Source organism: Pseudomonas sp. GM80 (assembly GCF_000282515.1).
In the GTDB taxonomy this organism is placed as follows: Bacteria; Pseudomonadota; Gammaproteobacteria; order Pseudomonadales; family Pseudomonadaceae; genus Aquipseudomonas.
Genome location: NZ_AKJD01000061.1, coordinates 39355 through 65358 on the forward strand (window position 1 = coordinate 39355; position 26004 = coordinate 65358).

Here is a 26004-nt window from a genome sequence, read left to right on the forward strand (position 1 = left end):
CGGTCTCTCCTTGAGACTGTTACTGCATGAACAACGTTGCTCAGGACTGGGCGAAGCGCTTCGTTATGGTTAACGCAGCGTTCAGATCGCGAACGGGTTGACGGTCAAGTGACAATCTTGAACGTGAGGGGCTCGGTCACGTCAGACTGCTGGCCGCCTCGGCTTTGCCGTGCCGACACACTGATCTCACCCAGCGGCAAGCGGCGATTGCTCGGCGCAACCCATTTGTCGCCGTATACGCTGCCAACGGCCAGGACATCCGCTTCATCGCTGGCGTCGAACACCTCGACAGTGTCCCCGGTAAAACCTGTTCCTCTGAAAGTCAGCCAACCTGTTTCTGCGCTTCCCGGTTGCGGCGAGGTGAACTCGGGCGCCGCGGGAACCACATCGAAAACCTGTACCGGACTCGTTGCGCAGAGCAATTCTTTACTCTGTACCGCCACAACCTTCATCGGCGCGGGATGGTCCATGGCGACTTCGACCTGCCAGCCTTCAACGGTGACCGGGATCTTCGTGGCAATCGGAGAGGCGTCCTCGTTGACGAACAAATCGATCGTCGCGCCGGCCAGGCCACGGCCGCAGATATTCACTTTGCCGCGCACCGCGCGGGTGTGTAATTGCGGCATCAAGATCTGCGCTATCAATGGGTCCACTGCCAGGGAGATGTCAGGTGAATAGGGTGAATCGAAGGTCGTCGTCGCATGTCGCCGGGCCTTGACCTTCAGCACTGCTGTCGGCGCTTGCAGGCCGGAATCTGGGGGGTGCTGCCAGTTGCCATCGACGTCAACCATAGAGGTCATCAACACCGTCGAGACACCCGTGACGACGACCATGGTGTCGCCGGGGTAGCCTTTGCCGGAGATGAGCGGCCACGGGCCGACCGTCGACCCATCCCACTCACTGTCGAAAACCGGCGTTTGCGGGGTGACATTGAACGAGACGATGGGGCTGGGTTTTGATTCTCCGTAATAGTCCTGAAACGCCTGAACCGTCGCAGGTCCCACATCGGGTGTCGGCGCTATGGCGGCACTCCATTCACCGTTGGCGTTGACCCGGATGTTTTCGACCGCCGGTTGCAAACGCTGGTCTATCTTCACTTCCAGGCCTATGACTGAACCGGCAACCGCTGTCCCCGATACCGTTGTCTCCCGCTGCACATAGGCGTTGGCTGCGGGACCCAGAATCACCGGGGCATGGGTCTGCACGACAAAGTGCCGATCTTCGCTCAGCGCAGAAGCGTATCCGTCGACAACCTGGAGCGCTCTGATCGTGCAGGGGCCTGAAGGAGCATTGGCCAGTTGCATTGTCCAGGTCATGTCTGGCTTGACCATGGCTTGTCCCATCGGTATGCCGTCTTCGCGATAGACAAATATGTCTGCGCGGGGCCAGCCCCGCCCTTGCACCTGTGGGGGGGCGTCGACAACGTCATTGTCGGAGGGGGTGGTGAATTCCGGCTCAGGGACTGTCACTCGGAAGGTACACGATACCCACTCAGACGCGATCCCTTGTACGACCTGCCGAGCCTGAAGCGTCTGGCTGATCGGCGCCAACGGAGTATCGGCCGCGACCTGGAACGTCCAGCCCCCTAGAGCATCGGCTACTGTGGGGCCGAACACATCCCCATCCAGCGTCCGCAACTCGACACTTGCATTGGCGATTGCCCTGCCTGCAAAAGTTGGCGTCTGTTCATCGATCACAGCGTCTGGCAACGGCTGATCGATAGTGGGGCTAACGGGGGTCACAATGAGAGCGTCTGGTTCCAGCATGACGTATGCCGATCTCAGCGTATTGAACACTTGTTGAAATTCGATGTGGTAAGCGCCTGGAGCCCATTCCTTGCCCGTAATCTCCCAGCGACCATCAATGACTTCAGCTGAAGACTGTGCAGCACCATTGGCAATCCACACCTCCACTCGAGCGGCATTCTGGCCTGCCCATTGGTGGCCAATGCCCTTGAACGTCGGCACCTGATCGACAACGTGCAGGCTTTCAAAAACAGGTGTGGGAACGGCGACCGCAACGGCCGTACCGGCGGTGGATGCAGACGCTACTTGTGCCACTCGTTGCAGCGCCGAGAAGTTGTATGGACCCGGCACGACAGCCGGAAACTCGACTCGCCACTGACCGTCATCCCTCACCGTGTCACTCAACTCGATGCGTCCTGCCGGGCCATTGCATTCAACCGTCACAGTGGCGCCCGGGAAGTCCGAATATCCCGAACAGATCACGTTGCCTTGCGTGGTTAGCCGCGACTCAAAGTGAGCCAGCGCAGAGGGACGAACCATCAGTGGATACGCCTCGCTGACTGCCGAGGAATCCGTCTCGTTTTTCTGCTGCACCAGCAGGATCAGTTCACCGACATCAGGCTTGTCCAGCGTAATGCTGATGCTCCAATCGCCTTCAGGACTGATGGTTTGGGTTTCTCCCAATGGCTGCGGCATCAGATCGCGAAAGAGGCTGACAGTGGCGTCGGCGATGGCCTTGCTCCCGGCGATGGTCTGCGCCCCGAGATCAATCACCGTCCCTCTCGCTGGCGTGGTGATGGCCGGCGTAACCAGCTGTTGAAGCGCTTCCTTCACCATCGACCCACTCCCCTCGCCTTGGCACTTGGATTTCGTGTGCTCATTAATTGGCCAGAGGGAAGTTGTGCGTCTACCTGTAAAAACTGACAGTCCCGACGAGCGGCTAACCGACCTGTCAGATCTGACAGTAGGCAGCGTTTCAATCCGCACGCTTAATCTTCGTGGGTGCCAGAGGGGGCGTCATTGTTGGAAGTAGAGGTGTGATCCAGCTTCTGCGTTCTGCAACAGAAAGCGAGCGCCTCATCGTCGCATACCTGCACCGTTACTCAATTGAAAGGGAGCAACACAATGAAGTCCTTAGGCACCGAAATGTGTGCAGAACAACACTGCGCAGCAGTGTCCGAATACGTCAACAAAATATGCAAAGAGAACGGCTGGCAGGTAAACCACCTGGTTCAGGTTGAGGATCCAGTGACGGAAATCATTTGCTTCTGTTCATGTTCTTGCCTGGCGTACGATTCGCCAGTACTGCAGTCCGCCACAGCGAGCAAGCCGATTCAGATGTTCGTGGTAGATGACCCGGTGCTGGCCTTTGACGCCGATGGTCAATCCAGGGTCGGCACGATCGCCTTTTCCAACGGCACCTCCGCGACAAGCGTTCAACCGGAAATGGCCTATGTCTCCTTGCGGATCGGCAATGAAACCGAGACCTTGGTCGCCACCCTCAATCATCCGTTTTTGGGGGAGGACAAGCGGTTAATCCAGGCGCAGATGCTGGTGCCAGGCTATCGCCTGATGTTGATCGATGGTACTACCGCCGAAATCACCCGGCTGGAAATCAAAAGCTACACTGGCGGTGTCTGGAACATCGCTACATCCATCGGAGAACCACAGAACCTTGATGGCCACCTGCTGGCGATCGGTCGCGTTCTGTCGGCTGACTATGCGGCACAACTGTATTACGACGAACTGGCAAAAAAAGGCTTTGCGGTGCCGCGCGGCTCAGTCCCCACAGTCACCACCCGAGCCCACGACGCGATCGTCGATGCCCATGCCACTCGTCAGCAAGGCGTGGCACTGGCACAGCGCCCGGAAATCGACCTGAAGTCCTTCCTGGCGTCGGCGGGCAGCAGCAAGGCGATCGCCATTCTCAGTGCCGGCACCGGTAGCATCACGCTCCAGGGTGATCACAGTGTCACCTTGCAAATACCCGCGTCGGCAATGAACCAGGGGTTTCTCACACAATCTCAGGCCAGTGAAGTGCAGGAGCTTCAACAAGCTGAATCGACTCGCGACCCGCAACGAGCCGGCAACTTCCTGTGGCTGCTGAAGACTTTTCATGCTTTCTATCCGCACATCCACTTCATCTTCGACACGTCTTCTCGTCAGGCAAACGCTTTTTCGTTCGTGCTGGATTCGCAGCCGTATGTGCTGGTGCAAGGAGGCCTGGTGCGTGCCCAACACTTGGAATGGCAAGGTATGGCCCTGGTGCTGGGCTATCTGGTTAAACGCTTCGAGCGCGAGGCACCTTACACGTTACGCTGCAAAGCCATCGTCGATTACCTGGCCCCATCTGTCTTGCAGACGGTATTCAATCCGCTCTATAGCAAGGTCATTCACGATGCTTTGAGCCAAGTCAGTGCGATGTTCATTGAAATCCCGAGCAAAGCGGATGAGCCCGAGTCCGGATGTGCCAGCACGACGCTTGATTGCCGTCTCGAGACGTACAAAAAATCCATGGGATTTTTACCCGAGCCGTCCTGCATCACGCCAACCTCCAACTGATCATGAGTCATGCAGCGGCGGTCGCCAGCGAATGTTCGGCGATCACCGGCCTGCAAGCCTGCCAGCCCACGCTCATCGAAAATCAGGAGTCGACCCATGACGCCCCATCACCATCAGGACCTGCCTCCTGACTTCAAGGCATTTGCCAGCGTAAAGGACGCCTGCGCGCAACTCGGGCAGTATCTGGGACTTGAGAAGCCCATTACGCGCGAAGTGTTTGCCGCCATCATCAAAAATCCGGGTTACGCCACCAATCTCTTCATTGCCCGCCCCGCTCCAGCGTTTCGCGATTACCTACTGGCGCACCCAGACCATGGCGAATCGATCACCGGCAACAGCGTCGAACCGGTGCCTGCCCGTTACGTGGAACTGGACAACCGCGCCTTGCTGAAAAAAGCCGCCAGTTCTTTCGTAGCCTGGAGTCGTGAGGGCTTCAAGGCCGCAGATAACGATCTGTTCGAACAGCGAATCAGCGCGTGTAATGCCTGCCCGCATCAAACCGACACACCCGACAGGCTCGCCTACCGGATAGGTGCCGCCCTGACCGGCGCCAGCAATCGCAAGATCTGTGATTTGTGTGGTTGCGTCACTGGAAAGAAAGCCCGGCTGAGCCACGAAAAATGCCCGGGCGATGATCCTCGGCGTCCAGGGTTAAGTCGTTGGGGGGATCCAATGTCCGGTGCCGCGCGCACGATCATTGGCTGAGCCTTTCAAAAAACCTTCAGGCAGTCCTGAAGGTTGTTTCTTTTTTGCTCAACTCACCATCACCTACACCGACTCGACAATAAACGGCTCGCTTAACCTCCAGTCAGACAGTGCATCTGCCGCGCCCGCCACCGGTCGGGCAGCACGTAGCTGAATGCGGTTTTGTCCGGGCGGCAAGACACTACTCAACGGCACCCTCCATTCCCCCGTTGCATCAGCTGTCGCCACAGGACCCAGCGTTTTCTGCGAGTCGAAGGCGTCCGCCACGGTAATCTTCGCGCCAGCCACATCCCGACCACTCACCTGCGGTTGTGTACCGAGCCGGTCAAAGGCTGCCGGCACTTCAAACGTCGGCGCCGTAGCCAGTACATTAAACGTTCGCGTTTTATGCCAACCGGAATTGTAACTATCGCGTCGTTGCTCGATTGAAAACGCATAAGGCGCCCCTGCAGGTAGTTCCAACGCTGAACGAACCGACCAGGTACCGTCGGGTGCCACGACAACAGCTCCCAAAATAACGGTTGCAGCGTTGTTCTTGACCACAAAAACAGTATCCCCGGAATCTCCGAAACCGGAAAAGACAGGTCGCGTGGAGAGGTACTCGCTTTCGGCTGGCGTTTCCAGCGAAGGCATATTGGGCAGCAATGTTATCGCGACTGCCGCACTGACGCTGGAGGGCTGACCTTTGAATTTTTGCACGCCAGTGAGGGTCAGCGGCCCGACGCCGGCGTCGATGTTCACCTCCCAGGAGCCACTCGCGGCAACCTCGATGTCCTTATAGGGTGAGGGCTTACCATTGAACAGCAAATCAACAGTGCCCCCCGGGACACCCTTGGTTCCGCGCAGGGTAAAAGTGCGTGGCCCCGTTGCACCGGGGTTAGTAATGACCGGTACCGGCACCGCCACCGTTATCGTGAACCTGGCAGACTCATCGGAGTGGTGGGTATTGGCGTAAGTCTGGACGGTGTAAACGTCCAGAGCCCCGACAGGCTGCTCAGCCAAATCGGCGTGCCAGGTGCCGTTGATGACTTGCCCACGGCCAAGCGGCGTTCTGTTCTGGAATCGAAAGACTTCTACCCACGCCCCCTCCCAGCCCGTTCCGGATAACGTTACGTGATGGGGCGAGGCTGAACTGCCCGCAGGATCGACAATCGCCGTTGGAGTTTTGACAGAGAACGAGCGTGCCTGCTCAAGTGATACCTCATTGTTAGCCAATACCTGCGCTTTCAGCTCATAGGCTCCAGGGTTCCACAACTTGTTGGCAGGAAATGACCACGTTCCGTTGGCCTGCACATCAATAATCGTCAACTCTGTACCGTTGGCGCTCAACTTGACCTTTCCCGGGTACCAGGCGCCCTCTCCGCTGATCCGCGGAGACTGACCGCTCGGCAGACCCAACGGCGGTTCAATGAAGGTGGTGGGCAGAGGCACGATGCGCAATTGTTCATTGAGGATGGTCGCCTCCGACCAATGCGTGTTCACCCATTGCAACGCCGACACTTCGTAACGACCTGGGGCTATTTTGCTGGAGGCAGTAATGGAGAAGGTGGCGCCATTGCCTGCATACAACGGTAAAAGCGGATGGGTATTGCCGTTGAGCTTGATCTGAATCTGCCCCACCACATCCCCCCAAACATTGCGCGAGCCGTTAAAGGTGGGAACCTGCGCGGTTTCAACCACCGGGTTCAAGCCCGGGCGAGGCGGCATCAACCTCAGCTCGCGGTCCGGTGTGGGCTGCGAGGGAATCCACTGCGGCGTGTCAACCTGGATCGCCTGCTCGGCATTCATTCGAAAGATATTCGGCAGTACCCGCGGGAACTCCAGCGACCAGTCACCTCGGGCATCGACATAGGTAGCACTGGAGATGAGCTGCTGGGCCGAGAGGTACACGGTCACTCGCGCATTGGGAATGCCCTTGCCGGCGAACCTTACGCCCGTGGGGGGTGGGTAGCTGATGCCGACGTTAGGCAGCGGTGCCGGGCGAACATAGAATGTGCGACGAAAGCCACGGTCGGAGAAATCCGCACCCAATGTCTGTTTCGCCGACAGAGCGTTCAGGCCATGGGGCATGTCTCTGTCGAAGGTGGTAAGGGTCCAGCGACCATCGGCACCGCCATAGCCCCAACCAAGCCGGACATCGGTGGTGTCGAAGAACACCTCGATCAACGCGTTTTGGTAAGCCACATCGCCACTGATGATCGGTCGTGAATCCTCGATGGAGCCCTTGGCAGGTAGAAGTATGACTGGCGCAAGCAACTTCACCTTTGGTGAGGAATCATTGGTGTCGACAGACGCGAGGGTTGGCTCGTCCATATTGGGCTCCGGATGAGAGTGCAGGTGCAAATATCAGGGGAATAACCCAACCAAGAAGAGCAGGTTGACCAGTGGCTGCCACCTGACAGAACTGACAGTCCCGACCAGCGGTTGTAAGGTTTTCCCGGGTATTTCAGAAACTTTCAAGACAAAGGAATAGAGGCTACGAATCCTCGCGCCTTTGCCTACACATCCGCCAGAATCCGCCGGCTTGTGCGCTTTGCTGATGCCCCGTAACTTGATGCGTGCCGCTGATGATCAGTGGTCGGGTTTAGTCGCTCGGGGTGTGTCATCAATGTGTACAAGCGTCATCCAGTCGGGTATCCCATCTTCAAACCCGCTTCACGCAACTCCGTCGATCGCGCGATGCAGATGTTCGTCGTTGCCCCTGACATCAATCCCGAAGCCATCGCCATCCAGACCTACGAAACGTTTTCGTCGGTGAGCATTTTGTTGCTCGATCTGGCGGACAGCCTGGAAGACACACCACGGCATCTGGCGATGGCGATTTATCAGTTGAGCGAGATGGGGTTGTTGTTGGCGGAGAAGGCGCTCGACAGTGAGCACGCAGTTGCCATGAACGGATGAAGACCAAAAGATCGCAGCCCTCTGCAGGAACTGCCGCAGGCTGCGATCTTTGGCTTTGGCGTTTGCTGTATCAGGCGGAAGCTGGCAGCGGCTGAAAACTGAAGTACTGCTTCAACGCCTGCACCAGTTGCCCGTACTCCGGCGGCGGCCGGTGCAGGCTGAAACCCGCGTCATAATGCTGCGGGGTCGCGTCTTCATGGCACCACAGGCAACACGCCGTCAGGTCGATGACCTGCTGGCAGCCTTCATCCATGGGAATTTTCAGACGCAGCCTGAAATCCACACCGATCATCATCGGTAACTGGCTGATGAGCATCAGCCCGTCTTCGGAGACGTTGCCGAGAAAGCCGATCGGTTTGTCGGTAATGCTGTTGAACACTCTCAGAAAGTACGGCAGTTGATGCCGTTCGATTCGGCGGTCGGTAAACATGCGCAGTTCGCCAGGCAGGGCTCCGTCACGGAGCCGCACTTTTGCTTCGGAACGAACCTGCCTTGCAGGCCCGCTCTCCCCGCTTCCGGTGTGCCGATCGCTACCTCGCCGTCACTTGACCACTTGCCAGTCGCAGGTGTTGCCCCGGAACAGCGCCAACGCGCTGAAACCGGATCATTCGACTATAGCTCAGCCTGTACACACGGCCAGCGTTTGTATGACAACTGTCATCAGAAACGCGTCGGGTGTACCACGGCTGCAGCACTGCGCGTTGGGTAATGGCCCAGGCTCTGCAGGGTTTCCAGACGGGCGCGGGCGCGGTAGGCGTATTCGCTGTTCGGGTACGAGGCCATGATGAACTGATAGGTTTGCGCAGCATCAACAAACATTTTCTGCCGTTCCAGGCACTGGCCGCGCATCATCGACACTTCCGGCCACACGTACGGGCGGGCACGGCTGGCGCGTTCGACCTTGGACAGCTCCAGCATGACCTGCTCGCAATTGCCGCGATCATAGGCGCTGTAGGCGTTGTTCAAATGGTGGTTCATCGACCAACGGGTGCAGCCCGTGACGGCGAGGACGCTGAGGGCAAGGGCGGCAATGGGCAACAATCGCATGGGGGGTTCTCCTGTCTTGTGCTCTGTATCGACCTTGCGCCGGAAATCTTCAGAACGGTTTGTGCCGATTGTCGCGTTCGTCGCGTTCAATAAAGAAAGTAATAACAAAGCCCTTCACAAAAAGTAGTGCATTCGAACAATGACTACACCCCAAGAGCATAGTAGCCTTCGCTTGCGCTTGAACTCAGGAGTCTTTGCATGTCCGTCCGTCGTACCAAAATCGTCGCTACCCTTGGCCCGGCCAGTAACTCGCCGGAAGTTCTCGAACAGCTGATTCTGGCTGGCCTGGACGTTGCCCGTCTGAACTTCTCCCACGGCACCCCCGACGAGCACAAGGCTCGCGCGAAACTGGTGCGTGACATTGCCGCCAAGCACGGTCGCTTCGTCGCCCTGCTGGGTGACCTGCAAGGCCCGAAAATCCGTATCGCCAAATTCGCCAACAAGAAGATCGAGCTGAAGATCGGTGACAAGTTCACCTTCTCCACCAGCCATCCGTTGACCGAAGGCAACCAGCAAGTGGTCGGCATCGACTACCCGGATCTGGTCAAGGACTGCGGCGTAGGCGACGAGCTGCTGCTCGACGACGGCCGTGTGGTGATGCGCGTTGATACCCAAACTGACGATGCATTGCATTGCACCGTGACCATCGGCGGCCCGCTGTCCGACCACAAAGGCATCAACCGTCGCGGTGGCGGCCTGACCGCGCCGGCCCTGACTGAAAAAGACAAGGCCGACATCAAGCTCGCCGCTGAAATGGAAGTCGATTACCTCGCGGTATCCTTCCCGCGTGACGCTGCCGACATGGAATACGCCCGTCAACTGCGCGACGAAGCCGGCGGTACTGCCTGGCTGGTGGCGAAGATCGAACGCGCCGAAGCCGTAGCCGACGACGAAACCCTCGACGGCCTGATCAAGGCCTCCGACGCGGTGATGGTTGCTCGTGGTGACTTGGGTGTGGAAATCGGCGACGCCGAGCTGGTGGGCATTCAGAAGAAAATCATTCTGCACGCACGCCGCCACAACAAGGCTGTGATCGTCGCGACCCAGATGATGGAGTCGATGATCCAGAACCCGATGCCGACTCGCGCCGAAGTGTCCGACGTGGCCAACGCCGTGCTCGACTACACCGACGCCGTGATGCTGTCTGCTGAATCCGCAGCAGGTCTGTACCCGCTGGAAGCGGTTCAAGCGATGGCGCGCATCTGCGTCGGCGCTGAAAAGCACCCGACTGGCAAGACTTCCAGCCACCGTATCGGCAAGGAATTCACCCGTTGCGACGAAAGCATCGCGCTGGCGACCATGTACACCGCCAACCACTTCCCGGGCGTTAAAGCGATCATCGCGCTGACCGAAAGTGGCTACACCCCGCTGATCATGTCGCGCATCCGTTCTTCGGTGCCGATCTATGCGTTCTCGCCGCACCGCGAAACCCAGGCGCGCGCCGCGATGTTCCGTGGCGTGTACACCGTACCGTTCGATCCGGCTTCGCTGGAACCGCACGAAGTCAGCCAGAAGGCGATCGACGAGCTGGTCAAGCGCGGCGTTGTGGAAAAAGGCGACTGGGTCATCCTGACCAAGGGCGACAGCTACCACACCACCGGCGGCACCAACGGCATGAAGATCCTGCACGTGGGCGACCCACAGGTCTGAGTGATCGGTTGTTCGAAAAACAAAAGCCCCGCCATGTGAGTGCCGGGGCTTTTTGTTTTCTGATGTTCCGAAGATGTGGTGCCTGTTCGGGCCTCATCGCTGGCAAGCCAGCTCCCACAGGGATTGAGTTGTACACACTGTACTTGATCAACAAAGAAACCTGTGGGAGCTGGCTTGCCAGCGATGAGGCCAGTCAGGTCAGCGACAATTTCAATGCCGTTTGATGAATCCGCTCAACGCCGCCAATGCTTCCGGCGAACGCAGGCGCTGGGTGAACAACATACCCTCCTCCTCGATCACCCTGCGGATCAACTCGCGATCCGGCGCCTTCATCAATTGCTTGCTGATACGCACCGCTTCGCTCGGCAGTTCGTCAAAACGCAACGCCATCTCCCGCGCCTTGCTCAACGCCGCAGCGCCGCTGCCCAACGCTTCGGTGGCAATCCCCCACTGCGCCGCCTGTTCACCGCTGAAGCCTTCACCGAGCAACAACAACTCCGCCGCTTTGGCCTGGCCGAGCAAGCGCGGCAGGATCAGGCTGGAGCCGAATTCCGGGCACAGGCCCAAGTTGACGAACGGCATACGCAACCGTGCATCGCGGGCCACGTAGACCAGATCGCAATGCAGCAATAACGTGGTGCCAATGCCCACTGCGGCGCCCGCCACGGCGGCAATCACCGGTTTGCGGCACTCAAGCAGGTTGAGCATGAAGTGGAACACCGGGCTGTCGAGGTCGCTCGGCGGTTGCTGGATGAAGTCGGCGATGTCGTTGCCGGCGGTGAAACACTCAGCGCTGCCGGTGATCAGCACGGCGTTAATCTCGGGGTCGCTGTCGGCTTGCTTCAACGCCTCAGCCAAACGGCTGTACATCGCCCGGGTCAGGGCGTTTTTCTTGTCGGGGCGATTGAGGCGCAGGGTGAGCAAACCGCGCTCGCGTTCCAGCAGGATGGCTTCGGTCATGGCGTCTCTCGGCGATAGTCGGGCTTGCGAAGGTCAAATGGGGATAGTGCCTTCTGTGGCCAGGGGACTTCTGTGCCTAGGGGGGCTTTTGTGGCAAGGGGATTGTTGTGGCGAGGGGATTTATCCCCGCTGGGCTGCGCAGCGGCCCCAAAATCTTGCGAGCGCTGCGCACTCAAACGGGGATAAATCCCCTCGCCACAAAATCCCCTTGCCACAAAATCCCCTTGCCACATAAATCCCCTTGCCACAAAAAATCCTCTGACCATAAAGACTTGGCCACAAAGAACCTATGAAACCCGATAAGCATTAGCGCTCAACCACGGGACAGGAATACGTCGGCCAGCAGCTGATTACGCGGCAGTCCGGCCAGGTACAGGCGCCTGGCGAAGGCGTCGACACTGGCCGTCGAACCGCAGACTAAGGCCAGGGTTTGCCGTGAGACAAGCCGCAGTTGCGCCAAAGCGGCGGCTGACTCGGCCGCCGTCCATAGCTCGACGCTGAGGTTTTCTCGCTGCGCAGCCAGCGCGGCAAGGGGTTTGGCCAGATAGTGTTCACGCTCATCATGGGCCAGGTGAATGACGCGGATCGCGCCTTGGTGATCCTGGCGCAAGGCTTCGCGCAGCACGCCGAACAACGGCCCCAACCCGGTGCCAGCGGCGAGCAGCCACAGCGGCCGGTCGTGCCAGTCCGGGTCGTAATGCAAGGCGCCGCCGCGCAGTTCGCCGAGGCGGATCGGATCGCCGATCTGCAAGCGCCGCGCGGCATCGCTGAACTCGCCGGGCTGGCGGCAATCGAGGTGGAATTCAAGAAAGCGGTCTTCTTCCGGCAGGCTCGCCAGCGAGTACGGCCGAGCGATGTGATCAATCCACAGCACCAAATGTTGCCCGGCGCTGTAGCGCAACGGCCGTTGCGGGACGAGGCGCAGGCGCAGGACGTTGTCGCTGAGCCAGTCGAGGGCTTCGACCACCGCCGGGCGACCGTCGGCAATCGGGTCGAAGGTGTGCACCTGCAAGTCTTCAACCACCTGGCACTGACACGCCAGGCGCCAGCCCTGCTGACGCTGCTCGGCGCTCAAGGCGTCCGGTCGACTGTCAGCCGGCAGACCTTGCACGCATTGCACCAGACACGCATGACAACTGCCGGCGCGGCAACTGTAAGGCACGGCGACACCGTTTTGATTGAGGACGTCGAGCAGGTTGCTGCCCGTCACCACCGACCAGTGTTGTTCACCGACACGAAGTTCAGGCATCGGCGTTCTCCCACGCGGCCGCGCAACGATTACGGCCGTCACGCTTGGCCCGGTAAAGCGCCTGATCGGCGCGTTGCAAGGCGTCATCGAGATCATCGCCCAGTTCCAACAGGGTCATGCCGGCCGACAGGCTGAGATTGCGCACATCCAGGCCGATCAATTCGACATCAGTGAAGGCAATGCGCAAGCGCTCACAACATGCGGTCAGCCGTTCGGCATTGCAATCGGGCAGCAACACCACAAACTCCTCACCACCGTAACGCGCCAGCACATCGCCGTCGCGCAGACACGCCTGGGCGACACCGGCGAAGGCCTGCAACACCTGATCGCCGGCGGCATGGCCGTGCAGGTCGTTGATGCGTTTGAAGTGGTCGAGATCGATCAACGCCAGACCGTGGGCCACATCGCTGTCCATCGCATTCAATTCACGCGAGGCCAGGCGCAGAAAGTGCCGGCGATTGAACAGCCCGGTCAGTTCGTCAGTGGCCACCAGGTCTTCGAGCTGGCGCATCATCCCGCGCAACGTGTCCTGATGCGCCTGCAAGGCAAACCGGCGCTGGCGCATGCGCTGCCGCGAGATCTGCACGAAACGTGCGTAAAGCACCAGCCACGCCAGCACCATCGCCAGAATGCACACCTGCAATGCCGCCAGCGCAGGCTCGGGCAAGAGGAAGTAGTAGCCATCCCATAAGGTGATCGCCGAGAAACTGAAGAACACCATCAGCGCGCAGCGAATGAACGCGCGTCGACTGAGATGGAACAGGCCAAACAGCAGGATGAGCACATAAAACACCAGAAAGGCGCCCCGCGCCTCGTCCAGATGGGCGATCAGCCAGGTCTGCCAGCCAAGCCCGAGCAGCACCTGCACTTCGGTCAGGCTGGGGTCGGCAAAGCGCTGGTTGCGCCCGCTCCAGAACAGCCCGAACAGGGTCGCCTGACTGATCACCACCAGCGCGCTGCCGATGACCACAGAACTCAGGGTCTGGTCGTAATGACCGGTAAAAAACGCCAGCCACAGCAGCAGCAAAGCCAATCCATAGGTGGCTGCAGCGAGGGCAAAACGTTTCATTAAAAGACGTTGAATGGCGTTATGGGTCAATCGTTGACTCACCGTGCGATAGGAGGCTGACCGAGTGTCCTACTCTACAGACCGGCTGCCACTTTAGAGGCCCGGTCGATAAATGACCACCGATTTTCAGGCCCGAAAATTGACGTCAAAAACCCACATATTCCCGGTAGGAGCTCCTGCAGGATTATGCGAAAGACATGCGACCAACGAATGACTGCCGGCGCGTGTATGCCCCACCGAGGCGCGGTATACTGCCGCGCCTTTTTAGCGTCGCGCCAGCAGCCCCGGCGTGCCTTGAAAGGTGCTTGCGACCGACCGATGCACCCAAGCCGCAGGCACCTTATTGAATGTTCCCGTCTTTTAGAGGAGCGCGACTCATGACCGTGATCAAGCAAGACGACCTGATTCAGAGCGTTGCCGACGCCCTGCAGTTCATTTCCTATTACCACCCCGTGGATTTCATCCAGGCGATGCACGAAGCCTACCTGCGCGAAGAATCGCCAGCGGCACGTGACTCGATGGCACAGATCCTGATCAACTCGCGCATGTGCGCCACCGGCCATCGCCCGATCTGCCAGGACACCGGTATCGTCACCGTGTTCGTGCGCGTCGGCATGGACGTGCGTTGGGATGGCGCCACCATGGGCCTGGACGACATGATCAACGAAGGCGTGCGTCGCGCCTACAACCTGCCGGAAAACGTCCTGCGTGCCTCGATCCTCGCCGACCCGGCGGGCGCTCGGAAAAACACCAAGGACAACACCCCAGCCGTGATTCACTACTCCATCGTCCCGGGCAACACCGTGGAAGTGGACGTGGCGGCCAAGGGCGGCGGTTCCGAGAACAAGTCGAAAATGGCCATGCTCAACCCGTCCGACTCGATCGTTGACTGGGTGCTCAAGACCGTTCCGACCATGGGCGCCGGCTGGTGCCCACCGGGCATGCTCGGCATCGGCATCGGCGGCACCGCCGAGAAAGCTGCGGTGATGGCCAAGGAAGTGTTGATGGAATCCATCGACATCCACGAGCTGAAAGCCCGTGGCCCACAGAACCGCATCGAAGAAATGCGTCTGGAGCTGTTCGAGAAGGTCAACCAGTTGGGCATCGGCGCCCAGGGCCTCGGTGGCCTGACCACCGTGCTCGACGTGAAGATCATGGACTACCCGACCCACGCCGCCTCGCTGCCGGTGTGCATGATCCCGAACTGCGCCGCCACCCGTCACGCACACTTCGTGCTCGACGGTACAGGTCCGGCCTCGCTGGAAGCGCCACCGCTGGACGCCTACCCGGAAATCGTCTGGGAAGCCGGCCCGTCGGCCCGTCGCGTCAACCTCGACACCCTGACCCCGGAAGACGTGCAAAGCTGGAAGCCGGGCGAAACCGTCCTGCTCAACGGCAAAATGCTCACCGGTCGCGACGCCGCGCACAAGCGCATGGTCGAGATGCTCAACAAAGGTGAAACCCTGCCGGTCGACCTCAAAGGTCGCTTCATCTACTACGTTGGCCCGGTTGATCCGGTCGGTGACGAAGTGGTTGGCCCGGCTGGCCCGACCACCGCAACGCGGATGGACAAGTTCACCCGTCAGATCCTTGAGCAAACCGGTCTGTTGGGCATGATCGGCAAGTCCGAGCGCGGCCCGACCGCGATCGAAGCGATCAAAGACAACAAAGCCGTGTACCTGATGGCTGTCGGCGGCGCTGCTTACCTGGTGGCGCAAGCGATCAAGAAGTCGCAAGTGTTGGCGTTCGCCGAACTGGGCATGGAAGCGATCTACGAGTTCGAAGTCAAAGACATGCCGGTCACCGTTGCGGTGGACAGCAAAGGTGAGTCGGTACACATCACCGGCCCGGCGATCTGGCAACAGAAGATCAGCGAAAGCCTGGCGGTTGAAGTGCAGTAAGCGCTTACGCTGCGAATAAGGCCGGCCTCTCGAAAGAGAGCCCGGCCTTTTTTATCGATTGGCTGATGGTTATGAAAAATCCACAGCGTGGTTTTTTCGAACTAAAAGAATCGCCTGACCTGTCAGACCTGACAGGTTACCTGGACGATGTGGCCTGCTAGCGTTGCTCCATCTGCGTCTTCGCACACCGGATGGAACCATGACCTACGAAATCGCCCGAGGCATGTCCATGACGCTGACGTGCACTGAAATACACAACGGCGCAGGCAACCCATTTACAGCAAAACCCTACTCGCGGCCCCGGCACTGATGAACCGTGACGTGCACCAAGGCACCCCCTCCGTCACGGTAAACGACGGTCGAGGCTTACCGGTTCGTCAGGTCGCCTACTTGCGCGCGATCGCCAATGAACCGGCCATTGCATTGCTGAGCCGACAAGCGTTCGACGGAGCCGGGCGCGTAACCCGGCAATGGGACTCGCGGCTTTCCGAACCGAACCTCAGCACCGTATATGGGCTGAACGGTGCGGCATTGAAGATCAGCAGTGTCGATGCCGGCTGGCGTTTGAGCCTGCCAGGACTGGCCGGGGAAACACTGGAGCATCATGACCAACGCGGTAACGTCTGGCGCACCCGTTACGATCAACTATTGCGCGTTGTGGCGCGGGAAGAAAACCAGCAGCCGAACGTCGAGACCTTCGTGTATGCCGACGGCTCGGCCAACGCATTGATGAACCTGCGCGGGCAATTGCTCAATCAGGTCGATCCGTCGGGTCGCATCGATTGCGAAAGTTATGCAATGACCGGCGCTTTGCTGCGCGACACGTTCACTTCCCCTGACAACCAGTCGTTCACCAGTGCGCGCACCTACAGCCCTTTGAGCGCAGTGCTTGCACACCTCGATGCCGGCGGCCATCAGCAACAATTTCGCTACGACCTGGCCGGGCAGATCCAACAGGTGCAGCTGCAACTCAACGCGCAAGCAACCTGGCAAACGGTTCAACTCAACGCGCAATACAACGCGGCCGGTCAGGTCATTGAGCAAGAGGCCGGCAACGGCGTGACCAGCCGTTGGCAATACGCTGCGGCGGATGGCCGGCTGCATCGGCATTCGGCACGCATCGGGCAACAGTCACCGTTGCAGGATTTCGAATACACCTATGACCGGGTCGGCAACATCACCCAAATTCTCGACCACACCTTCACACCGACTTACTTTGCCAATCAGCGGGTCGACGGCGCTCGCAAATTCATTTACGACTCGCTGTATCGGTTGCTCAGCGCCAGCGGTTACGACGACGCGGTGCCACGGGACAATCCCGGTCGCCCGCAACCGACCGATCCCAACGACCGACGCAACTACGTCCAGACGTACACCTACGATCACGGCAACAATCTTGTCGAGCTTCGCCACGTTCGCGACGGCGCCAACCATACCCGGCGCATGCGTATCGACCCGAACAGCAACCGTGGCGTGCGCTGGAACGACAACGATCCCGAGCCGAATTTCGACACGCTGTTCGACCGCCATGGCAATCAGCAGATGCTGCAACCGGGCCAGCCTCTGCAATGGAATACACGCGATCAACTGGAAAAACTCACGCTGGTAGCACGCGATAATCTGCCTGACGACGAAGAATTTTATGAGTACAGCCAGGGCGCCCGGGTGTACAAGCGCCACACCCTCGATAGTGGCAAACATTTTCACGCAGTGCGCTACCTGCCCGGCCTGGAGATCCGCAGCAAAGACAACGGTGAAGCGTTGCACGTCATCACGCTCGCCACCGGCATCGGCAGCGTGCGTTGTCTGCATTGGCGCACGTCACCACCCTCAGGGGTCGAGCAGAATCAAATGCGCTACACCCTCGAAGATCATCTGGGCTCAAGCACGATGGAGCTTGATCAGCAGGGCCGGATGATCAGTCATGAGGGTTACTACCCGTTCGGCGCCACCGCCTGGATGGCGGCACGTTCGCTGATCGAAGTGGCGTACAAGTTCATCCGTTATTCCGGCAAAGAACTGGACGTCAGTGGCCTCTATTACTACGGGGCGCGCTACTACGCGCCGTGGCTGCAGCGCTGGGTCAGTGCCGATCCGGGAGGCGATGTGGACGGGCTGAACCGGTACGCATTCGTCGGCAACAACCCGATGAACTATTTCGATGACACCGGGCTCAATCGCTCGCCCACCGAACTCAAGCGACTGATCAGCTGGAACATGCAGGCGTTGTCTTCCATAGATCGAAAAATGAGTAGCCTTCAGGATCAACTGATCGATCTGCAACATCCCGGGCAATGGCGCAAGACGCTGGCAAAGAACGTTGTTTATCAAATCGGCAGCGCCGCCGCCGGCTGGTTCACCTCGTACAATGCCGCCACGTTTGCCTCCGAAGCCTTGCCCGGGCTTTCCGCTGATTTGATCGGTTTGACACTGGGCAACAACATTGCCGACCGGAGCGTTGGCCTTTATGGAAAGCTGATGGCACCACTGCAGTTGAACTCACCGATTGTCCCACGCACCTCCACCTTCAACCCTGATGCCATTGCGGCAGAATTGCAGCAGTCGTCCCCGCTCCCCTCCCGCGAACAGTACGACGTGCGCAGCCGTGAGGGTTTGCAGCAATTGGCGGTGGATAGCATCAGTAAAGTCGTAGGGGCTTATGTGCCCGGCGTGGGTGAGGCCATGGCCCTGGGCAGCCTTGCACAGGAAGCCAATGAAGCCGAGGAAGGTTTGTCATCGCTGAAACTTGCAAAAATCCACGGCACTCTTGATGAGCTCGATGCGATGGTCACGCGATTGACCACATCGGCCAACACCGCGTTTGCCGAACTGGGGATCAACGAGTTTTACGATGAACAACACGGGATGCGCGACTACCTGATCGACCTGGGACGCAACCGGGTAGGCACGGCACAAGCGAAAACGTTACGCCAGTCCGATATGACGCAGCTTGCGGGATTCGCCCGCAACAACATCGAGACCTCTCGAGGATTCCTCAACATTTATCAGCAAAAAGTCCCGGCCATTCGTAATCGGTATCGGGGCGATTGAATTACATAGACTTGAGCTGACCCCGGGTATGGAGCGTGGGTATTAGTGCCAAACTCCACTGGCGTACTCCGCGGTTGCACGTTATCGACATTCGCGGCGTGGCCGTGTCTATCGTCGAGTACTTGCGCACGCACCATGCTGAAGGGTGACGAGTCATTCGAGAAGGATCGTCGGACCCATGCTATCGTGCCGGCCCGTCCCTTTATCCATTAGCCCAGCATGCTGCCGACTTCCCGTACCCTGCGTCTGTCGTTGTATACCCTGCTGATCATCGCCGGTGCGGCCCTTGCCGCGACCCTTGCCATCCGCCACGCCGAACGTCAGGCGCTGGAAGAAGATGCCGCCCGTGCCAATCAACAACTGGCGTTGTACGCCAACTCGCTGCACACCCTGATTGATCGCTATCGCGCCCTGCCCGCCGTGCTCGCGCTGGACCCGCAACTGCGCTCGGCGCTGGCAGGTTCCGTCGATGCCGAGCAACAGTCGGCGCTGAACCTCAAGCTGGAAAAAATCAACGGTGCGGCGCAGTCCTCGACCCTTGAATTGCTCGATCACACGGGGCTCGCCGTGGCGGCCAGCAACTGGCGTTTGCCGAGCAGTTATGTCGGCCACAACTATGGCTTTCGCCCCTATTTCAGCCAGACCCGCACCCAAGGCTCCGGGCGTTTTTATGCGGTAGGCGTGACCAGCGGAATTCCCGGTTATTTTCTCTCAAGCGCAGTGCTTGGCGACAACAACGAGTTCCTCGGGGCGATGGTGGTCAAGCTGGAATTCCCCGAGCTGGAGCGTGAGTGGAGCCAAGGCAGTGACACGCTGTTGGTCAGCGATGCGCGCGGCATTATCTTTATCGCCAATCAGCCCGGTTGGCGCTATCGCCTGTTGCGCCCGCTGAGCGCCGCCGATCAGGCCGAGATCAAAACCACGCGCCAGTACGACAAACAGGCGTTGGCGCCGTTGACGCATCTGTCCTTGCGCCGCTTCGATGACAACAGCGATCTGCGCCGCGTTGAAGGCCCGCAAGGCACGGCGGATTATCTGTGGGAATCGCTGCCGCTGACCACCGAAGGCTGGACCCTGCATTTGCTCCGTCACCCGCAGGTCGCCTTCGAAGATTTGCGCAACGCCGGGCTCGCTGCTGCCGGCGTGTGGCTGGCGCTGGTGTTTTTGCTGCTGTTCCTCAATCAACGCTGGCGCCTGGCGAAGCTGCGTCAGCGCAGCCGCGAAGAACTGGAGCAACTGGTCGAAGAACGCACCCGCGATCTGCGCACGGCGCAGGACGGTCTGGTGCAGTCGGCCAAACTGGCGGCGCTGGGGCAGATGTCCGCCGCGCTGGCCCACGAAATCAATCAGCCGCTGACCGCTCAGCGCATGCAACTGGCGACCTTGCGTCTGCTGCTCGACCATGGCCGTGTCGACGACGCTTATAAAGCGCTGAAACCGGTGGATGAAATGCTTACGCGCATGGCCGCCCTCACCGGCCACCTCAAGACGTTCGCCCGCAAAAGCCCCAGCGGATTGCGTGAACGGCTGGATCTGGCCACGGTGATCGATCAATCATTGCAGTTGCTGGACGCGCGTTTGCGTGACGAACAGGTCAGTCTGGTCCTGCATCTAGCGCGTCCAGCCTGGGTGCGCGGTGATGCGATCCGTCTCGAACAGGTGCTGATCAACTTGCTGCGCAACGCCCTCGATGCAATGCAGGGCAAACCGTGCAAACGTCTGGAAATCCGTCTGGAGGCCGACGAGCAGCTCTGGCGACTGAGCGTCAGCGACAACGGCGGCGGGATTGCCGAGGAGCATCTGGGCCAGGTGTTCGACCCCTTCTTCACTACCAAACCTGTGGGCGACGGTCTGGGCCTGGGGCTGGCGGTCTCCTTCGCTATCGTGCATGAATCCGGCGGGCGCTTGAGCGTGGAGAATGGCGACAGCGGCGCGATGTTCAGCCTGACCTTGCCGATCGATCTGGAGGCGCATATCTGATGCTCAACTCGGTGATGGTGGTCGATGACGAAAGCAGCATTCGCAACGCCGTCGAGCAGTGGCTGAGCCTGTCCGGGTTCGAGGTGCAACTGTTCAGCCGCGCCGAAGACTGCCTCGCCGCCCTGCCCGCGCACTTTGCCGGGGTGATCCTCAGCGACGTGCGCATGCCCGGCATCGGTGGCCTGGCGTTTTTGGCTGAAGTGCAGAAACGTGATGCTGATCTGCCGGTGATTCTGCTCACTGGCCACGGCGATGTGCCGATGGCCGTCGAAGCGATGCGCGACGGCGCGTATGACTTTCTGGAAAAACCCTTCAGCCCGGAAACCCTGCTCGGCAGCCTGCGCCGGGCGCTGGACAAACGCGCGCTGGTGTTGGAAAACCGCGCCCTGCACGAACAGGCCGACAACCGCGCGAAACTCGATGCGACGTTGCTCGGTGTGTCGCGGGGTTTGCAGACGTTGCGTCGACAGGTGCTGGATCTGGCAGCGCTGCCGGTGAATGTATTGATCCGTGGCGAAACCGGCAGCGGCAAGGAACTGGTTGCGCGCTGCCTGCATGATTTCGGTCCTCGCGCAGACAAGCCGTTTGTGGCGCTGAACTGCGCGGCGATCCCTGAGCAATTGTTCGAAGCCGAGTTGTTCGGCCATGAGAGCGGCGCCTTCACCGGCGCCTCCGGCAAGCGCATCGGCAAGCTGGAATACGCCGATGGCGGCACGCTGTTCCTCGATGAAATCGAAAGCATGCCGTTGGCTCAGCAAGTGAAACTGCTGCGGGTATTGCAGGAGCAGAAGCTCGAGCGGCTGGGCTCGAATCAGAGCATTCGTGTCGACTTGCGCATTGTCGCGGCGACCAAACCTGATCTGCTCGATGAGGCCCGCGCCGGACGTTTTCGCGAGGACCTGGCGTATCGCCTGAACGTCGCGGAACTGCGCTTGCCGCCGCTGCGCGATCGGCGTGAAGACATTCCGTTGCTGTTCGAGACCTTCGCCCAGAGTGCGGCGCAGCGCCTCGGCCGGACGTTCCCGCCGTTAACGGGCGCGCAGTTGAGTCACCTGCTCAACCATGACTGGCCGGGCAATGTCCGTGAACTGGCCAACGTCGCCGAACGGCAAGTGCTGGGGCTGGATGAGCCGGCGCCGGGGATTGATCCGGGGCAGTCGCTGGCGGCGCAACAGGAAGCGTTTGAAGCGCAGTGCCTGCGCGCGGCGTTGACGCGGCACAAGGGCGATGTGAAAGCGGTGCTTGAAGAACTGCAACTGCCGCGGCGTACCTTCAATGAAAAAATGCAGCGGCATGGGTTGAGTCGGGAGATGTTTGTAAGCCCGTAAAGTCAAAAGATCGCAGCCTTCGGCAGCTCCTACATAGGTCCACTGTAGGAGCTGCCGCAGGCTGCGATCTTTTGATCTTGTCGGCAATTTTCCGCTCACACACACCCGACGGTAAGCGGATTTCCGCTCATTCAGCGCCCCATCCCCCTCTAAACCGGCCCTCTCCCCGTTGGCACAGCTCCTGCTATAGCCCACGCAGGCTGCGTTTCAACGCGCTCCACAAAAACAATTAAACGAAGGATCCTTCAATGGATAACTCCAACGCCCTGCCCCTTGGGTCGGCTGCCGTGCCCGCCAAAGAACGAACCACCGCCAGCCGGATCAAATCGATCTTCAGCGGCTCTGTCGGCAACATGGTCGAGTGGTACGACTGGTATGTTTATGCCGCCTTCTCGCTGTACTTCGCCAAAGCCTTCTTCCCCAAAGGCGACACCACCGCTCAACTGCTGAACACCGCTGCGATTTTCGCCGTGGGCTTCCTGATGCGCCCGATCGGCGGCTGGATGATGGGCCTGTACGCTGACAAGGTCGGCCGCAAAAAAGCGCTGATGGCCTCGGTTTACCTGATGTGCTTCGGCTCGCTGATCATCGCCCTGAGCCCCGGTTATGAAACCATCGGTGTCGGCGCGCCGGTGCTGCTGGTGTTCGCCCGCCTGCTGCAAGGCCTGTCGGTCGGCGGCGAGTACGGCACCTCAGCCACCTACCTGTCGGAGATGGCGACCAAGAATCGTCGCGGTTTCTTCTCCAGCTTCCAGTACGTGACCCTGATCTCCGGCCAGCTCATCGCCCTCGGCGTGCTGATCGTGCTGCAGAACTTTCTTACCACTGAAGAGCTGTACGCGTGGGGCTGGCGTATTCCGTTTGCCATCGGCGCACTGTGCGCAGTGGTGGCGCTGTACCTGCGTCGCGGCATGGAAGAAACCGAATCGTTCACCAAGAAAGAAAAAGCCAAGGAAAGCGCCATGCGCACCTTGCTGCGTCACCCCAAAGAACTGCTGACCGTGGTCGGCCTGACCATGGGCGGTACGCTGGCGTTCTACACCTACACCACCTACATGCAGAAATACCTGGTGAACACCGTCGGCATGAGCATTTCCGACTCGACCACCATTTCCGCCGCGACCCTGTTCCTGTTCATGTGCCTGCAACCGATCATCGGCGGCCTGTCGGACAAGATCGGTCGTCGCCCGATCCTGATCGCCTTCGGCGTGCTGGGCACGATCTTCACCGTGCCGATCCTGATGACCCTGCACACCATTCAGACCTGGTGGGGCGCGTTCTTCCTGATCATGGCGGCGCTGATCATCGTCAGCGGCTACACCTCGATCAACGCGGTGGTGAAAGCTGAACTGTTCCCGACTGAAATCCGCGCACTGGGCGTCGGCCTGCCGTACGCACTGACCGTGTCGATTTTCGGCGGCACGGCCGAATACATCGCGCTGTGGTTCAAGAGCATCGGCATGGAAACCGGTTACTACTGGTATGTCACGGCATGCATCGCGGTGTCGCTGTTGGTGTACGTGACCATGAAAGACACCCAGAAGCACTCGCGGATCGTCACTGACTGATCGTGATATCACAGCCACTGCAACGGTGGCTGTTCTGGCCTCATCGCTGGCAAGCCAGCTCCCACAGTGACGGCGTAGCTCACAAACCTTGTGTTCGACGCGAATCCTGTGGGAGCTGGCTTGCCAGCGATTGCGGTCGCCGCATTATTCAGCCCTGCATGAACAATCCGTCACCCACGCCAACTCGTGATTAATCGCGAATTAATGCTGGCGAAGCATCCTGCCCCTACCTGATCGATAACCTGCGCGACGTTCGCTACGACGACGAAAGCGATCTGAATGCGTCGCCCTTAACATCAAGTTAATCGATTGTTTTTAGCATTATTTTGCGCTTTTTAATCAATTTAGTTGGCGTAGCATGAAACCCATGCAAGACACACCCGCCAACGAATCCGGAGTAACCGACATGAAAACCAAACTGATCCTCGCCTTCGCCCTGTCCGTACTGGCCGCCAACACCTTCGCTGCCGACGGTTATGACCGCACCGGTTCCGCCGTTGCCGCCGACGGTTACGACCGCACCGGTTCCGCCACGGTCGCTGAAGACGGCTATGACCGTACCGGCTCCGCAACTTTCGCTGAAGATGGCTACGATCGCACCGGCTCCGCGACCTTTGCCGCCGACGGTTATGACCGCACGCAATCCGCTGCCATCAGCTAACCCCCTGCTGTAAAGCGCACAGCCCGGCTTCGGCCGGGCTTAGTCATTTCTGGGGATTTTTGTTTGGCTGGAAATATGGGGGGCGGCCTTGCACTATGGCTCTCTTCAGAACGCAGCCTCAGGATCACCCGCCATGCCCGATGACATCCACTTCTACGAACCCGCCAACGGCCACGGCCTGCCCCACGATCCGTTCAACGCCATCGTCGGCCCGCGCCCCATCGGCTGGATTTCCTCACAGGATGCCCAAGGCCAGTTGAACCTGGCGCCGTACAGCTTCTTCAACGCCTTCAACTACATTCCGCCGATCATTGGTTTTTCCAGCGTCGGGCGCAAAGACAGCCTGAACAACATCGAGCAGACCGGAGAATTCGCCTGGAACCTCGCCACCCGCCCGCTGGCCGAGCAGATGAACCAGAGCTGCGCAATGGTCGCGCCTGAGGTCAACGAGTTTGAATTGGCAGGCTTGACGACCGTGGCGTCAAAAGTGATTTCGGTGCCGCGCGTGGCCGAAAGCCCGGTGTCCTTCGAGTGCAAGGTCACGCAGATCATTCAGTTGCAGCGCGCCGATGGCGAAACCGTGCCGAGTTGGCTGATCCTCGGCGAAGTGGTCGCCGTGCATATCGCCAAATGGCTGTTGAAGGACGGCATCTACGACACCGCCGCAGCAGAACCGATTCTGCGTGGCGGCGGGCCGGCGGATTATTTCCAGTTGGGACCTGAAGCCCTGTTCAAGATGTGGCGTCCAGGCGCCAACAAGTAACGCGTTACCAGATCAACTCGGCGTCGTCAGTGACGCCCTTGAGTTTATCCAGCTCATTGATCGCAGCCTCGTCGGCAGCAATGGCGCCGGGGAACACCTGATCATTCCGCAGCTTGTGAAAGCGTGGTGCGCCGCCATCGACCAGGGCCTTGACCGCGATTGCCGCGTGATAGCCCTTGTTGCCGCCTAACTCGACGGGAACGACTGCGGAGACTGCTTCGAAGTGTTCGAACTCTTTACGTGCCATGTCACAGATCCCGGCTCAGACAGATTAAGCCGGACATTAAACCCTCAACCGGCGAGTTTGTGTACCGGCGCCGGGCATTGACCAAGGGCTTGCGCGGCCGACACGTCTTTGAAGGTGTGGAAATCGAGGCTGTTGACCACCAATTCCTGCACCAGCTCGGCGAAGATTTCCATCGATGGGCTGTTGAAGTAGTGGGTCATCATTTGCTGGCTGCTCCAGAACCCGCAGACCAGCCACAACTCGGGATCACACTGCGAATGCTGCAAGGCGAAGCTCAGGCAACCAGGGGCGGCGCGGGACGGCTCGATCAACGCGCTCAGGCGTACACCGAGTTCCGCCGAACGCCCGGCGCGCGCTCGAACAAAAGCCATATGACTGACGGGAATCTGCTTGGACATGTTCAACCCTCCCAGGGAGTCGCGTGGCAGCCGGGGGACGGGCTGCGACAGGATCAAAGGTTAAGGGCCAGGCGCTGAGTGCCGTTAGTCGATTCCTGCCGCCGCGTTGCACAATCCTGCGAGACTTGCCTGAACCTGAGTTCACACACATCCCCTGTAGGAGCTGCCGCAGGCTGCGATCTTTTGACCTTAAAGACAACAATCAAAAGATCGCAGCCT

At 59.5% G+C, this 26004-nt stretch carries 19 protein-coding genes and 1 pseudogene; 11 read left to right on the forward strand and 9 right to left on the reverse strand.

Annotation, left to right across the window (positions count from 1 at the left end; genetic code table 11):
* Window positions 1-104: 104 nt before the first annotated feature.
* The gene (locus PMI37_RS09880) at window positions 105-2582 is read right to left on the reverse strand and encodes a hypothetical protein (RefSeq protein ID WP_008080423.1); all 2478 of its coding nucleotides are present in this window, start codon (window positions 2580-2582) and stop codon (window positions 105-107) included.
* Between the two features lie 288 nt (window positions 2583-2870).
* Here PMI37_RS09880 and PMI37_RS09885 point away from each other — a divergent pair, with 288 nt between their 5' ends.
* Both PMI37_RS09885 and PMI37_RS09890 read left to right on the forward strand, forming a co-directional pair.
* A complete protein-coding gene (locus tag PMI37_RS09885; protein WP_008080425.1) occupies window positions 2871-4307 on the forward strand; it encodes a hypothetical protein in 1437 nt (478 codons plus the stop codon).
* A 96-nt stretch (window positions 4308-4403) separates the two neighbouring features.
* Entirely contained in the window at window positions 4404-5012 is a 609-nt protein-coding gene (locus PMI37_RS09890) for a hypothetical protein (RefSeq protein ID WP_008080427.1), read from the forward strand.
* A 63-nt stretch (window positions 5013-5075) separates the two neighbouring features.
* Here the strand turns inward: PMI37_RS09890 and PMI37_RS09895 are convergent, their stop codons facing one another.
* Window positions 5076-7325: a hypothetical protein gene (locus PMI37_RS09895; protein ID WP_008080430.1), complete on the reverse strand. Its 2250-nt coding sequence runs from the start codon at window positions 7323-7325 to the stop codon at window positions 5076-5078.
* Window positions 7326-7667: 342 nt separating this feature from the next.
* Here PMI37_RS09895 and PMI37_RS09900 point away from each other — a divergent pair.
* A pseudogene (locus PMI37_RS09900) lies at window positions 7668-7913 on the forward strand (DUF6124 family protein); the annotation flags it as partial.
* A 70-nt stretch (window positions 7914-7983) separates the two neighbouring features.
* Here PMI37_RS09900 and PMI37_RS09905 read toward each other — a convergent pair.
* Window positions 7984-8343 carry a PilZ domain-containing protein gene (locus PMI37_RS09905; RefSeq protein ID WP_008080432.1) on the reverse strand — a complete coding sequence of 120 codons (360 nt, stop codon included), beginning with the start codon at window positions 8341-8343 and terminating at the stop codon, window positions 7984-7986.
* Between the two features lie 230 nt (window positions 8344-8573).
* Window positions 8574-8960: a tetratricopeptide repeat protein gene (locus PMI37_RS09910; protein ID WP_008080433.1), complete on the reverse strand. Its 387-nt coding sequence runs from the start codon at window positions 8958-8960 to the stop codon at window positions 8574-8576.
* Between the two features lie 198 nt (window positions 8961-9158).
* Here PMI37_RS09910 and pyk point away from each other — a divergent pair, with 198 nt between their 5' ends.
* Window positions 9159-10610 carry a pyruvate kinase gene (gene pyk, locus PMI37_RS09915; protein ID WP_008080434.1) on the forward strand — a complete coding sequence of 484 codons (1452 nt, stop codon included), beginning with the start codon at window positions 9159-9161 and terminating at the stop codon, window positions 10608-10610.
* A 210-nt stretch (window positions 10611-10820) separates the two neighbouring features.
* Here the strand turns inward: pyk and PMI37_RS09920 are convergent, their stop codons facing one another.
* The 3 genes from PMI37_RS09920 to PMI37_RS09930 form a co-directional block, all read right to left on the reverse strand.
* Window positions 10821-11570 carry an enoyl-CoA hydratase-related protein gene (locus PMI37_RS09920; protein WP_008080435.1) on the reverse strand — a complete coding sequence of 250 codons (750 nt, stop codon included), beginning with the start codon at window positions 11568-11570 and terminating at the stop codon, window positions 10821-10823.
* 313 nt (window positions 11571-11883) lie between these two features.
* Window positions 11884-12819, reverse strand: a complete 936-nt coding sequence (locus PMI37_RS09925; protein WP_008080436.1) for an iron-sulfur-binding ferredoxin reductase — start codon at window positions 12817-12819, stop codon at window positions 11884-11886.
* Window positions 12812-13918: a GGDEF domain-containing protein gene (locus PMI37_RS09930; protein WP_045123086.1), complete on the reverse strand. Its 1107-nt coding sequence runs from the start codon at window positions 13916-13918 to the stop codon at window positions 12812-12814. The genes PMI37_RS09925 and PMI37_RS09930 overlap by 8 nt, the downstream gene beginning before the upstream one ends.
* A 347-nt stretch (window positions 13919-14265) precedes the next feature.
* Between PMI37_RS09930 and PMI37_RS09935 the strand changes: the two genes are divergently transcribed.
* The 7 genes from PMI37_RS09935 (at window position 14266) to PMI37_RS09965 (ending at window position 25140) form a co-directional block, all read left to right on the forward strand.
* A complete protein-coding gene (locus PMI37_RS09935) occupies window positions 14266-15789 on the forward strand; it encodes a fumarate hydratase (protein ID WP_008080438.1) in 1524 nt (507 codons plus the stop codon).
* A gap of 309 nt (window positions 15790-16098) precedes the next feature.
* Complete coding sequence (locus PMI37_RS09940) at window positions 16099-18840, forward strand: RHS repeat-associated core domain-containing protein (protein WP_008080439.1); 2742 nt, start codon at window positions 16099-16101, stop codon at window positions 18838-18840.
* A 219-nt stretch (window positions 18841-19059) separates the two neighbouring features.
* Entirely contained in the window at window positions 19060-20820 is a 1761-nt protein-coding gene (locus tag PMI37_RS09945; RefSeq protein WP_008080440.1) for an ATP-binding protein, read from the forward strand.
* Complete coding sequence (locus PMI37_RS09950; RefSeq protein ID WP_008080441.1) at window positions 20820-22148, forward strand: sigma-54-dependent transcriptional regulator; 1329 nt, start codon at window positions 20820-20822, stop codon at window positions 22146-22148. The genes PMI37_RS09945 and PMI37_RS09950 overlap by 1 nt, the downstream gene beginning before the upstream one ends.
* Window positions 22149-22396: 248 nt before the next feature.
* Window positions 22397-23716 (forward strand): MFS transporter, encoded by a 1320-nt coding sequence (locus PMI37_RS09955; RefSeq protein ID WP_008080442.1) that lies wholly within the window; start codon window positions 22397-22399, stop codon window positions 23714-23716.
* 406 nt (window positions 23717-24122) lie between these two features.
* Window positions 24123-24377, forward strand: coding sequence for a hypothetical protein (locus PMI37_RS09960; RefSeq protein WP_008080444.1), 255 nt, complete (start codon window positions 24123-24125; stop codon window positions 24375-24377).
* A gap of 133 nt (window positions 24378-24510) precedes the next feature.
* Window positions 24511-25140 carry a flavin reductase family protein gene (locus tag PMI37_RS09965; RefSeq protein WP_008080446.1) on the forward strand — a complete coding sequence of 210 codons (630 nt, stop codon included), beginning with the start codon at window positions 24511-24513 and terminating at the stop codon, window positions 25138-25140.
* Window positions 25141-25144: 4 nt separating this feature from the next.
* Here the strand turns inward: PMI37_RS09965 and PMI37_RS09970 are convergent, their stop codons facing one another.
* Window positions 25145-25387: a hypothetical protein gene (locus tag PMI37_RS09970; protein ID WP_008080448.1), complete on the reverse strand. Its 243-nt coding sequence runs from the start codon at window positions 25385-25387 to the stop codon at window positions 25145-25147.
* A 44-nt stretch (window positions 25388-25431) separates the two neighbouring features.
* Window positions 25432-25785 carry an antibiotic biosynthesis monooxygenase family protein gene (locus PMI37_RS09975; RefSeq protein ID WP_008080449.1) on the reverse strand — a complete coding sequence of 118 codons (354 nt, stop codon included), beginning with the start codon at window positions 25783-25785 and terminating at the stop codon, window positions 25432-25434.
* Window positions 25786-26004 lie beyond the last annotated feature (219 nt).

Coding starts and splice junctions, on each gene's coding strand:
- PMI37_RS09880 (WP_008080423.1), bottom strand. CDS start 2,582: ATGGTGAAGGAAGCGCTTCAACAGCTGGTTACGCCGGCCATCACCACG.
- PMI37_RS09885 (WP_008080425.1), top strand. CDS start 2,871: ATGAAGTCCTTAGGCACCGAAATGTGTGCAGAACAACACTGCGCAGCA.
- PMI37_RS09890 (WP_008080427.1), top strand. CDS start 4,404: ATGACGCCCCATCACCATCAGGACCTGCCTCCTGACTTCAAGGCATTT.
- PMI37_RS09895 (WP_008080430.1), bottom strand. CDS start 7,325: ATGGACGAGCCAACCCTCGCGTCTGTCGACACCAATGATTCCTCACCA.
- PMI37_RS09905 (WP_008080432.1), bottom strand. CDS start 8,343: ATGTTTACCGACCGCCGAATCGAACGGCATCAACTGCCGTACTTTCTG.
- PMI37_RS09910 (WP_008080433.1), bottom strand. CDS start 8,960: ATGCGATTGTTGCCCATTGCCGCCCTTGCCCTCAGCGTCCTCGCCGTC.
- pyk (WP_008080434.1), top strand. CDS start 9,159: ATGTCCGTCCGTCGTACCAAAATCGTCGCTACCCTTGGCCCGGCCAGT.
- PMI37_RS09920 (WP_008080435.1), bottom strand. CDS start 11,570: ATGACCGAAGCCATCCTGCTGGAACGCGAGCGCGGTTTGCTCACCCTG.
- PMI37_RS09925 (WP_008080436.1), bottom strand. CDS start 12,819: ATGCCTGAACTTCGTGTCGGTGAACAACACTGGTCGGTGGTGACGGGC.
- PMI37_RS09935 (WP_008080438.1), top strand. CDS start 14,266: ATGACCGTGATCAAGCAAGACGACCTGATTCAGAGCGTTGCCGACGCC.
- PMI37_RS09940 (WP_008080439.1), top strand. CDS start 16,099: ATGAACCGTGACGTGCACCAAGGCACCCCCTCCGTCACGGTAAACGAC.
- PMI37_RS09945 (WP_008080440.1), top strand. CDS start 19,060: ATGCTGCCGACTTCCCGTACCCTGCGTCTGTCGTTGTATACCCTGCTG.
- PMI37_RS09950 (WP_008080441.1), top strand. CDS start 20,820: ATGCTCAACTCGGTGATGGTGGTCGATGACGAAAGCAGCATTCGCAAC.
- PMI37_RS09955 (WP_008080442.1), top strand. CDS start 22,397: ATGGATAACTCCAACGCCCTGCCCCTTGGGTCGGCTGCCGTGCCCGCC.
- PMI37_RS09960 (WP_008080444.1), top strand. CDS start 24,123: ATGAAAACCAAACTGATCCTCGCCTTCGCCCTGTCCGTACTGGCCGCC.
- PMI37_RS09965 (WP_008080446.1), top strand. CDS start 24,511: ATGCCCGATGACATCCACTTCTACGAACCCGCCAACGGCCACGGCCTG.
- PMI37_RS09970 (WP_008080448.1), bottom strand. CDS start 25,387: ATGGCACGTAAAGAGTTCGAACACTTCGAAGCAGTCTCCGCAGTCGTT.
- PMI37_RS09975 (WP_008080449.1), bottom strand. CDS start 25,785: ATGTCCAAGCAGATTCCCGTCAGTCATATGGCTTTTGTTCGAGCGCGC.